This window comes from Variovorax trehalosi (genome assembly GCF_051216415.1).
GTDB lineage: Bacteria > Pseudomonadota > Gammaproteobacteria > Burkholderiales > Burkholderiaceae_C > Variovorax.
Genome location: NZ_JBPJZG010000001.1, coordinates 689,810 through 700,554, shown reverse-complemented (window position 1 = coordinate 700,554; position 10,745 = coordinate 689,810). Strand labels below are relative to the sequence as shown.

The window sequence follows — 10,745 nt, the reverse complement described above, 5'->3', positions numbered from 1 at the left end:
TTGGCCGGCTCCTACGCGCCGCCGCTTGCAAACGGTTCAGCTTTTCGACGATGTTCACCGGCACATCGAAAGGAGACCTCATGGCCGTCGAATGCAAGCTCCTGTCCACCCCGTTGATCGGGCGCATCTGGGAAGGCCGCACCCCCATCGCACGAGCGGACGAATACCTGCGCTACAGCGTCGAGCACGGCATCGCCGAAATCGCAAAGAAGCCCAACTGCCTCGGCGTGCAGTATTTCCGCAAGCTGAACGGCAACGTGGCGCAGTTCCGCACCGTGTCGTTCTGGCGCTCGATCGACGAGATGCAGGCGATGCACGCCACGCGCGGCGATCCGCTGCGCGTGGCGCCGCTGGCGCGCGACCCCGAGTTCCTGCTGGAGCTGCCCGAGTTCGTGGACCTCGTCGAGGTGCACGTCAACGCGTTCGGCAGCAACCGCTGAAGAAGCTCAACTGTCCAGCAGGTCTTCGAGCATCAGCGGCAGCCGCCGCAGCCGCTTGCCGGTTGCGTGGAACACCGCGTTCACGATGGCCGGCGCCACGCCCACCATCGCGACTTCGCCGAGCCCCTTCACGCCCAGCGCGTTGAGCCGCGTGTCGGGCTTCCCGACGAAATCGACCTCGATGCGGCCGATATCCGCCGCCACCGGCATCACGTACTCCGCGAGGTCGGCGTTGAGGAAGCCGCCGTAGCGCGGATCGACCTCGCTCACCTCGCGCAGCGCCGCGCCGATGCCCCAGACCACACCGCCCTCGACCTGGCTGCGCGCCGTACGCGGGCTCGCGACGACACCGCAGTCCGCCACGCTCACCACGCGCGGCACGCGGATGCGGCGCGTGGTCGGCTCGATGCGCACCTCGACGAAATGGGCGATGAAGCTGAATCCGACGAAGTCCGGGTACACCGGTCCCGCCGCGGCCGGCAGCCCGCCGGTCAAGCGGCCGAACACCTGCTCGGGCTGGCCCGGTGCGCGGCGGCGGCTCTCGGCTTCGGCGAACGGCCGGCCCGAGGCGCGCAGCAAGGCGAGCGCGGTCACGCCGCTTTCGCTGGCCGTGCTGCCCGCGTTCTTGCGCAGGTCTTCCATCAGCCGCTGCGCTGCCTCCAGCACCGGCGGCAGCGCCGTGGCGGTGCCCCATGAACCGGCCGTCAGGTGCTGGGGTGCGGCGCGCGTGTCGCCCAGCGCGATCTCGATCGCCGCGACCGGTGCGCCGAGCGCCCGCGCCACCGTCACGGCAATCGCCGTGCGCATGCCCTGCCCCATCTCGTGCCCGCCGACCGCCACGCGCACCGTGCCATTGCTGTTCAGCCGCACGGTCGCGATGGCCGGGGCGACTGCGGCCTTGTACGTGCCGATGGCCACGCCCCAACCGACCAGGCTGCCGTCGGGTGCGCGCATCGAGCCCGGCGCCATCGTGCGGCGCGCCCAGCCGAAGGTCTCGCTGCCCTTGACCAGGCACTCGGCCACATGCCGCGAGGAGAACGGCTTGCCGGTGAGCGGATCGGCCGCGGCGTCGTTCGCGAGCCGGAAGGCCACCGGGTCGCGGCCGAGCGCATAGGCCATCTCGTCGACGGCGCTCTCGAAGGCGAAGGCGGCCGGGTGCTCGAACGGCGCACGCATGTAGCCCGGCGTCTGCACGTCGGTGCGCACCAGCCGCTCGCGGCCCTGGTAGTTGCCGATGCCGTAGAGCCGCGAGGTGATCTCGGTGCCGAACGAGGGAAACAGATCGTGCCGCGAGGTCTGCTGGTCGATCTCGTGGACCGCCGCGACGAGCCGACCGTCGCGGTCCGCGCCGAGCTGCACACGGTGCCGGCTCGCGGGGCGGAAGCTCGCGTTGTGGAAGAGCTGCGCGCGCGTCATCACCAGCTTCACCGGCCGCTGCAGCGCACGCGCGGCGATCGCCACCAACACGGTGTGCGACTGCAGCGAATTCTTCTGCCCGAAGCCGCCGCCCAGCGTGGGCGACAGCACGCGCACTTTCGCGGGCTCGATGCCGAGCTGCTTGGCGAGGCCGTGTCGCACGCCCTCGGCATTCTGCGTGGGCTCGCGGATGGTGAGCACACCGTCGTTCCACTCGGCCACGGTCGCGATGATCTCCATCGGGTTCTGGTGCTGGGCGGGCAGCGTGTAACGCAGGTCCACCGTCACGGCCGCGCCCGCGAGCGCGCCTTCTGGATCGCCCACGCGCCGGTCGGCGAACATGGGCTGCGGCAGCACCGCTGTTTGCGCGAGCGGTTCGGCATCGGGTGCGTCGAGGGTCGCGACGAACGGCGTCGCCTCATACGTCACCACCACCAGCGCGGCAGCCTCGCGCGCCGCTTCGAGCGTGTCGGCCACCACCATCGCGACACTCTGGCCGCGATAGGCGATCTGCGCCGAGCGCAGCGGGTAGAAGCTCTGGAAGCCGAAGCCGCCGCCCATCAGGAAGCCGCCCGTATCGAAGCTGCCGACGTTCTCGTGCGTGAGCACCGTGCGCACGCCGCGCACGCGCTGCGCCGCAGACGTGTCGATGCGCGTGATGCTGCCGCGCGCAATGCGCGAAGGCACCAGCGCGGCGTGCAGCAGGCCGGGGCGCGCGTCGTCGGCCGCGTAGCGCGTGGCGCCGCGCACCTTGTCGTGCGCGTCGACGCGCTCTGCGCCTGCACGGGGTGTGTTCTTCTTCGTCGTGATCGTGGGGTTCGCCATCTTCAGCTCCTGTCCTTGGCCAGCATGAGCGCGTCGGTCACCGTCTCGATGCCGAGCGCCACCTTGAACGCGTTGTGTTCGAGCGGTTTCGCGCCCGCGAAGGCCAGCTCGGCCGCGCGCCGTGCGGCGGCGCGCGTGAGCGGCAGGCCGACCAGGCTGCGCTCGGCCTCCGTCGCCCGCCACGGCCGGGTCGCCACGCCGCCGAGCGCGATGCGCGCATCGGCCACGCGGTTGCCGCGGATGTGCACCGCCACGGCCGCCGAGGCGAGCGCGAAGGCGTACGACTCGCGATCGCGGATCTTGTGGTACGTCGACGCGCGGCCGACGGGCCCGCGCGGGATGCGGATGCGCACGATCAACTCGTCGGCCGCCAGCACCGTCTCCAGGTGCGGTGTCGCGCCGGGTTCGCGGTGCAGCTCGCGCACCGCCACCGAGCGCTCGCCGCGCGGGCTCACGGTGTCGACCACCGCGTCGAAGGCCGCGAGCGCGATCGCCATGTCGCCGGGGTAGATCGCCACGCAGGCCTCGCTGCCGCCGAGCACCGCATGCCCTCGGTTCGCGCCGCCGATGGCCGCACAGCCGCTGCCGGGCACGCGCTTGTTGCAGGCGAACTCGGGGCTGCCGCGAAAGTACGCGCAGCGCGTGCGCTGCAGCAGGTTGCCGCCCACGGTGGCCATGTTGCGCAACTGCTGAGAGGCGGCTTTCCAGAGCGATTCGGAGAGCGCCGGGAATTCGCGCAGCACCACCGCGTGCTCCGCCACGTCGCTCATCGCGGCGAGCGCGCCGATGCGCAGCTCCGTGCGGTCGCTCGCGTCGATGCGGGCGAGCCCTTCGATGCGGGTGATGTCGATCACCGTGGCCGGCGCTTCCACGCCGAGCTTCATCAGGTCGAACAGCGTGGTGCCGCCCGCGAAATAGCGCGCGCCGGGCTGGTGCTGCACCAGCAGTTGCACCGCCTCGCCGGTGCTGCGGGGGCGCAGGTAGGCGAAGTCATGCATGGCGGGCTCCTTCGCTGCGACGCATTTGCGGCGCGGCTTCGCGGATCGCTTCGAGGATGCCGGCATAGGCGCCGCATCGGCAGATGTTGCCGCTCATGTATTCGCGGATCTGCGCATCGCTGGTGGCATGGCCTTCGCGCACGCAGGCAATCGCCGCCATCACCTGGCCCGGCGTGCAGTAGCCGCACTGCAGCGCGTCGTGGTCGATGAAGGATTGCTGCATCGGGTGCAACGTGCCGTCGGGCGACTCGATGCCTTCGATGGTGGTGACGGCGCAGCCGTCGGTCTTCACCGCGAGCGTGAGGCAGGAGGCCACGCGGCGGCCGTCGACGTGCACCGTGCAGGCGCCGCACTGGCCGTGGTCGCAGCCCTTCTTGGCGCCGGTGAGGCCCAGTTGCTCCCGCAGCACGTCGAGCAGCGAGGCGCGCGGCTCCAGCGCCAGTTCGTACGGCTTGCCGTTGACGGTGACGCGGGTGGCCTGCGAGCCGGCGTGCGGATTCGCGGGGGCTTCACCAGGTGCCGCGGCAACCGCGCCGCGGGTGGCGGCCACGCCGGCGCCGGCCGCCGTGGTCATCATGAAGGTGCGGCGGCTGAGGGCAGGCTTGCCGTTCGCCGCGCGCAATGTCGGGGTGTCGTTCATCGTGGGCTTTCTTGTGGGGAGGGAATCGAGGGGCAACGTCAGAACTCGCGGCCGCGCCAGGCATCGATCGAGCCCGGGCCGCTGCCACGCGCGGTGATGAAGAGCGCCACGAACACCAGCATCAGCGGGTACTCGAAGCCGCGGTCGATCCAGGGGAAGGTCGGCGCCAGCAGCCAGCTGATGACCAGCATCTGCACCGTCACCATCGGCGCGACCAGGCGCGTGAGAAAGCCCACCGCGAGCATCAGCCCGCCCACGCCTTCGAGCAGCGCGATGAACCAGCCGATCAGCGGCGCGGCCGGCAGGTGCAGCACGTTGGCGATCAGGTTGACCGAGCCCGCCATCGGGTCGGCCATGCTGCCGTGGCTGCGGCCGAGCAGCTTGGGCACGCCGTGCGTCATGAGCATCAGCCCGAAGGCGATGCGCAGCAGCAGGTAGCTCAAGGGCTCGAGCCGGTCGTAGAGGCCTTTGAGGCGCGGAAAGATCAGTGGCATGCGTCGCTCCGTGGTTGTTCGGGGCGAGTCTCTCTATTCCTCACGGTTGAATAAAGACCAAAATCCTGCCAATACAATCCAACAGAACTCAACAATCAACACCGAGGACGGACGCCAGATGGACCGCTTCGATGCCATGCGGCTGTTCACCCGCATCGTCGAGCTGGGCAGCTTCGTGCAGGCTGCCACCGCACTCGACATTCCCCGCGCCACCGCCACCCATGCCATCAAGGAGCTGGAAGCGCGGCTGCAGGTGCGGCTGCTCGAACGCACCACGCGGCAGGTGCGCACCACGGTCGACGGCCAGGCCTTCTACGAGCGCTGCCGCCATCTGCTGCGCGACCTGGAAGACGCGGAGTCCTCGCTCGCGCAACTGGCCGTGAACCCGCGCGGGCGGCTTCGCATCGACATCCACGGCGCGCCCGCCAACGACCTGCTGCTGCCGCGCATCGGCGAATTCCATGCGCGCTATCCGCACATCGAACTCGCAATGGGCAGCGGCGACCGGCTGGTCGATCTCCTGCGCGAAGGCGTGGATTGCGTAGTGCGCGCCGGCGAGCCGCGCGATTCGTCGCTGGTCACGCGCCGGCTTGCGCTGGTGCCGCAGGTCACCTGCGCGAGCCCGGGTTATCTCGCGGCGCACGGCACACCGCTTCAGCCGGCCGACCTCGCGCAGCACATCGGCGTCAATTTCTTCTCGGCCTCACGGCCCGATGTGTTCCCCTACCTCTTCGAGGTCGACGGCAAGGTCGAGGAACACACGCTCAAGGGCTGGATCAGCGTCAACAGCGCCGACAGCTACAAGCTCTGCGCCGAGCAGGGCTGCGGAATCTCCAGGTGCCGCGCTACGGCATCGAGCGGCAATTGCGCGAGGGCACGCTGGTGGAGATCCTCGCGCATGCGCCCTGCCCGCCGATGCCGCATTCGGTGCTGTATCCGCACCACCGGCAGCTCTCGCCGCGGGTGCGGGTGTTCATCGACTGGGTGACGCAGGTGTACGTGGACCGCTTCGGGGCACTCAAGTAGCCGATCAGTTCGCGCCCGAACCCAGCGCCTGCAGCTTCGCGTAGTCGCCCGGCCGCGCGCCGAATTGCTCGGGCGTCGAGCGCTTGCCGATGCGCTCGAGGAACGCCTGCCGGTTGACCGGCGAGACGGTCATGCCCTTGCCGCGCAGGAATTGCTCGTCTTCGAGCTCGCCGGCGATCACGCCGACGTTGGTCCACTTGGCGGTTTCCACCAGCGTCTTCTCGACCATCGCCTGCTGCGGCGGCGTCAACTTCGCCCACGCGGCCTTGCCGATGACGATGCCCAGCGTGTCGTAGATGTGCCCGGTCAGCTGCACGTATTTCTGCACCTCGTAGAGGCGCTTGTCCTTCACCGTGCCGAGCGGGTTCTCCTGCGCCTCGACCTCGCCCTTCTTGAGCGAGCTGTACAGGCTCATGAAGGGCAGCGTGATCGGCTTGGCGTCCAGCGCGGTGGCGAAGAGCTGGTAGGCCGAGGCATCGGGCACGTACAGGCGCAGGTCGCGAAAATCTTCGGGCTTCTGCAACGGCTTGCTCGACGTGACCTGCCGCGCGCCGAAGTACACCGGGGCGACCATGTGATTGCCACTCTTCTCGTCGTAGCCCTTCATCAGCTCCGCGAGCAGCGGGCTCGCGAGGTACTTGCGCATGTGGGCGAGGTCCTTGAAGGCGAATGGGTAGCTCCCCAGGCGCAGCGGCGGATAGCCCTCGGCCAGCGTGGCCTGCCCCACATAGGCGATCTGCATGGAATCGTTCGCGAGCATCAGGGCGAAGTCGCCCTCCTGGCCCAACTTGGACGAGGGCACCACCTCGATCTTGATCTTGCCCTCGGACTGCTCGCCGATCTTGCGCGCCGCCAGTTCCGCCTGCTGGTGAAAGATGCTGCCGGGCTCGAAGACGTGGCCCCATTTCAATTGCAGCACCTGCGCCTGGGCAGCCGCGCTTACGACAACGCCACCCAGTGCCATCAGCAGGACGCCCGCCCGGCGCCACGGCAAGAAACGCTTCATGAACTCTCCCTCTGTTGAGAAGGCCAACCCTGTGCAAATTACGCGCCAGAACCCAGGCGGACCGCCGGAAAGGTCCCGGCGTGGCGATCGTAAGGATTTGAAACAAAGGTGGTAACCGGGGTTTGCCCGACTGCGGGCATGCGCCCTTGCACACGCAAGAATCTTTATCTTGTGTCCTTGCCCCAGCCGCTTCAACGCACACGCCCCACGGGCAACACTGCGCACCGAGAGCGAACTGGAGACAACACAAGATGAAAGCCCCCCGATCCCCGCGCCGCCGGGCGCTGCAGGTCTGCCTGGCCGCAGCGCTCGCCGCATGTGCCCCGGCCGTGCTGGCCGCCTACCCCGACAAGCCCGTGAAGCTAGTCATCCCCTACCCGCCCGGCGGCGCCACCGACGTGATCGGGCGCATCGTCGCGCTCAAGCTCGGCGAGCAACTGGGCCAGCAGGTGGTGGTGGACAACCGCGGCGGCGCGGGCGGCAACATCGGCGCCGAGGCGGTGGCCCGGGCGCCAGCCGACGGCTACACGCTGCTGATGGGCGCGCTGACCTCGCACGCGACCATGGCGACGCTGGAGAAAGGGCGCCTGCGCTACGACCTCGTGAAGGACTTCGCGCCCGTGATGGTCGTCGGCTCGGTGCCGCTGGTGGTCGTGGTGAATCCGCAGGTGCCGGCCACGACGCTGAAGGAATTCATCGCCTACGCCAAGGCCAACCCCGACAAGCTCAACTACGCCTCGTCGGGCGCGGGCTCGCCGCAGCGCATGGCGGCCGAACTGTTCCAGCGCGAGGCTGGCATCCGCATGACGCACATTGCCTACAAGGGCAGCGGCCCCGCGATGACCGACATGGTCGCGGGGCAGGTCAACACCATGGTCGAGACCGCGCCGGCGTCCCTCCCCTTCATCACCGCGAACAAGCTTCGCGCGCTGGCCGTTGCCACCCCGCAGCGCATCTCGATGCTGCCCGACGTGCCTTCGGCGGCCGAGGCCGGTGTGCCGAACCTGGAGGTGAGCTCCACCTTCGGCGTGCTGGCACCGGCGGGCACGCCCGCGGCCATCGTCGCGCGGCTGAACGAAGCGCTCGCGAAGGTCGTGCAGTCGGCCGAGGCGAAGGAGATGTTGCTCAAGCAAGGCGTGTACGCGGCGCCGCCCACCACGCCCGCCCAATCGGGAGAACAGATCCAGGCCGAGGTCGCGCGCTGGAAAAAAGTCATCACCGAGTCCAATATCAAGTCCGACGAATAACAGACAACCCACGACAACACCCATGCCAGACTCCCCCTTCGAACCCGACGACAGCGCTGCAAACAACAACGCGGGCATGCGCAAGGGCCTGACCAGCTACGGCGACCGCGGCTTCTCGCTCTTCTTGCGCAAGGCCTTCATCAAGGGCGCGGGCTACACAGACGCGGCGCTCGACCGCCCGGTAGTCGGCATCGCCAACACCGGCAGCGCCTACAACCCGTGCCACGGCAACGCGCCGCAGCTCATCGAGGCAGTCAAGCGCGGCGTGATGCTCGCGGGCGGCCTGCCGATGGACTTTCCGACGATCTCGGTGCACGAGAGCTTCGCCGCGCCGACCAGCATGTACCTGCGCAACCTGATGTCGATGGACACGGAAGAGATGGTCCGCGCGCAGCCCATGGACGCGGTGGTGCTCATCGGCGGCTGCGACAAGACCGTGCCCGCGCAGCTGATGGGCGCAGCTTCGGCGGGCCTGCCGTCGATCCAGCTCATCACCGGCTCGATGCTCACCGGCAGCCACCGCGGCGAACGCGTGGGCGCCTGCACCGACTGCCGCCGCTACTGGGGCAAGTACCGCGCGGGCGAGATCGACATCGAGGAAACCGCCGACGTCAACAACCAGCTCGTGGCCAGCGTGGGCACCTGCTCGGTGATGGGCACGGCCAGCACCATGGCCTGCATCGCCGAGGCGCTGGGCATGACGATGCCGGGCGGTGCCTCACCACCGGCGGTGACGGCCGACCGCATCCGCATCGCCGAGCAGACCGGCGCGCAGGCGGTGCAGATCGCGCGCGACCGGCTCACCATCGACAAGGTGCTGACGCCGGCTGCATTCGAGAATGCGATGTGCGTGCTGCTGGCCATCGGCGGCTCGACCAACGGCATCGTGCACCTGGCGGCCATCGCCGGGCGCATGGGCCTGGACATCGACCTGCTTGCGCTCGACCGCATGGGCCGCGAGACGCCGGTGCTGCTCGACCTGAAGCCCTCGGGCCAGCACTACATGGAAGACTTCCACGCCGCGGGCGGCATGGCGACGCTGCTGCGCGAGTTGAAGCCGCTGCTGCACCTGGACGCGCTCACGGTCACCGGCCGCACGCTCGGCGAGGAGATCGAACGCGCCGGGCCGGGCTTCAAGCAGGACGTGGTGCGGCCCGCGAGCCAGCCGATCTATCCGCAGGGCGGCATCGCGGTGCTGTGGGGCAACCTGGCGCCGGGCGGCGCGATCATCAAGCAGTCGGCTGCGGATCCGAAGCTCATGGAACACGAAGGCCGTGCCGTGGTGTTCGAGAACGCCGAAGACTTGGTGACGCGCATCGACAGCGACGCGCTCGACGTGACGGCCGACGACATCCTGGTGCTCAAGAACATCGGCCCGAAGGGCGCGCCGGGCATGCCCGAGGCCGGGTACATCCCCATTCCGCGCAAGCTCGCGCGGGTGGGCGTGAAGGACATCGTGCGCATCTCCGACGGCCGAATGAGCGGCACCGCCTTCGGCACCATCGTGCTGCACGTCACGCCGGAGTCGGCCATCGGCGGGCCGCTGGCCTATGTGCAGAGCGGCGACCGCATCCGGCTCAGCGTGGCGAACCGCGAAATTTCGCTGCTGGTGTCCGACGACGAACTCGCGCGCCGCGCGAAGGAAACGGTGGTGGTCGAGCCGACGGCCGACCGGGGCTACAAGAAGCTCTTCCTGCAGACGGTGACGCAGGCGGACAAGGGCGTGGACTTCGATTTCCTGCGCGCGCCGAACACGATCGGCAAGGTGCCCCGCTAACTGAAGACGGCCTGTGCCTCTGCCAGCAGCGCCTGCGCGAGCGCCGCGCGCGGCCCCTGCGCCGCCCAGATGAGCCCCACGTGCCGCACCGGCGCGCGCTCGGGCAACGGCACGCGCGCGATGTTCATGCCGGCGCGCCACATCGGAGCCCAATCGGGCAGCAGCGCCACGCCGAGGCCGCGCCCCACGAGCGCGGCGACGGCCATCAGGCTGTCGATTTCCAACCGCTGTCGCACGCGGATGCCGTGGTCGCGCAGGTACCGGTCAGCTAGTTGTCCGCCCAGCACCGAGCGGTCGTAGCGTATGAAGGGCTCGGTGGCCAGCAGTTCGTGCGCCGCGCGGTGCGCCATGGCCTCGGGCGCCACCACCACCAGCGGCTCCTCGAGCAGCGTCTCGAAGCTGCAGCCCTTGCCGACGGCGAACTGCGGCTCGACCACGATGGCCGCATCGAGCGCACCGCTCGCCACCTGCCGACAGAGTTCCACCGAGCTGCCGGGCGCCACGAACACCGAGAGATCGGGAAAGCGCGCGTAGAGGCGCTCGAGCACTGGCGGCAGCACGCCAGTGAGCGCCGAGATGAACACGCCCAATCGCAATTCGCCGAGCGAAACGCCGCCGCTCGTTGCGGCACGAAGGTCGCGCACATCGCGCAGCACGTTGCGCGCGCGGTCGAGCATCTTCAGGCCCGCCTCGGTGGGGCGCACCGATCGGCCGGCGCGCTGCACCAGCGGCACGCCGATGTCGTCTTCGAGGGCTTTCACGCGCGCGGCGATTGCGGCGGGGGTGAGGTCGAGCCGGCGCGCGGCCTCGGCCATCGAGCCCAGTTCGACCACGGCGACGAAGCTCTGCAGGTATCGCGTATCCATGCGCGCGAAT

General features: G+C 69.4%; 9 protein-coding genes and 1 pseudogene. 4 read left to right on the top strand and 6 right to left on the bottom strand.

From position 1 onward, the window contains the following. Positions 1-80: 80 nt before the first annotated feature. On the top strand, positions 81-440 hold the full coding sequence (locus ACSFA7_RS03320) for a hypothetical protein (RefSeq protein WP_435498060.1): 360 nt from the start codon (positions 81-83) through the stop codon (positions 438-440). 6 nt (positions 441-446) lie between these two features. Here the strand turns inward: ACSFA7_RS03320 and ACSFA7_RS03315 are convergent, their stop codons facing one another. Genes ACSFA7_RS03315 through ACSFA7_RS03300 form a run of 4 tightly spaced genes read right to left on the bottom strand, consistent with a single transcriptional unit; the run spans position 447 to position 4,813 of the window. Further along, positions 447-2,681: a xanthine dehydrogenase family protein molybdopterin-binding subunit gene (locus ACSFA7_RS03315; protein WP_435498059.1), complete on the bottom strand. Its 2,235-nt coding sequence runs from the start codon at positions 2,679-2,681 to the stop codon at positions 447-449. A gap of 2 nt (positions 2,682-2,683) precedes the next feature. Further along, a complete protein-coding gene (locus tag ACSFA7_RS03310) occupies positions 2,684-3,679 on the bottom strand; it encodes an FAD binding domain-containing protein (RefSeq protein WP_435498058.1) in 996 nt (331 codons plus the stop codon). Continuing rightward, complete coding sequence (locus ACSFA7_RS03305) at positions 3,672-4,319, bottom strand: (2Fe-2S)-binding protein (RefSeq protein ID WP_435498057.1); 648 nt, start codon at positions 4,317-4,319, stop codon at positions 3,672-3,674. Before ACSFA7_RS03305 ends, ACSFA7_RS03310 begins: the two co-directional genes overlap by 8 nt. Before the next feature lie 38 nt (positions 4,320-4,357). Then, positions 4,358-4,813 (bottom strand): DoxX family protein, encoded by a 456-nt coding sequence (locus tag ACSFA7_RS03300; protein ID WP_435498056.1) that lies wholly within the window; start codon positions 4,811-4,813, stop codon positions 4,358-4,360. Here ACSFA7_RS03300 and ACSFA7_RS03295 point away from each other — a divergent pair. Next, positions 4,812-5,839: pseudogene (locus ACSFA7_RS03295) on the top strand (LysR family transcriptional regulator). The gene ACSFA7_RS03300 and the pseudogene ACSFA7_RS03295 overlap by 2 nt on opposite strands. Positions 5,840-5,843: 4 nt before the next feature. Here the strand turns inward: ACSFA7_RS03295 and ACSFA7_RS03290 are convergent. Beyond that, positions 5,844-6,845 (bottom strand): sialic acid TRAP transporter substrate-binding protein SiaP, encoded by a 1,002-nt coding sequence (locus ACSFA7_RS03290; RefSeq protein ID WP_435498055.1) that lies wholly within the window; start codon positions 6,843-6,845, stop codon positions 5,844-5,846. A 251-nt stretch (positions 6,846-7,096) separates the two neighbouring features. Here ACSFA7_RS03290 and ACSFA7_RS03285 point away from each other — a divergent pair, with 251 nt between their 5' ends. Continuing rightward, positions 7,097-8,092, top strand: coding sequence for a Bug family tripartite tricarboxylate transporter substrate binding protein (locus ACSFA7_RS03285; protein ID WP_435498054.1), 996 nt, complete (start codon positions 7,097-7,099; stop codon positions 8,090-8,092). Between the two features lie 22 nt (positions 8,093-8,114). Then, positions 8,115-9,869 carry an IlvD/Edd family dehydratase gene (locus ACSFA7_RS03280; RefSeq protein WP_435498053.1) on the top strand — a complete coding sequence of 585 codons (1,755 nt, stop codon included), beginning with the start codon at positions 8,115-8,117 and terminating at the stop codon, positions 9,867-9,869. Here the strand turns inward: ACSFA7_RS03280 and ACSFA7_RS03275 are convergent. Then, positions 9,866-10,735: a LysR family transcriptional regulator gene (locus tag ACSFA7_RS03275; protein WP_435498052.1), complete on the bottom strand. Its 870-nt coding sequence runs from the start codon at positions 10,733-10,735 to the stop codon at positions 9,866-9,868. The two genes, ACSFA7_RS03280 and ACSFA7_RS03275, sit on opposite strands and share 4 nt — an antisense overlap. Between the last annotated feature and the right edge of the window lie 10 nt (positions 10,736-10,745).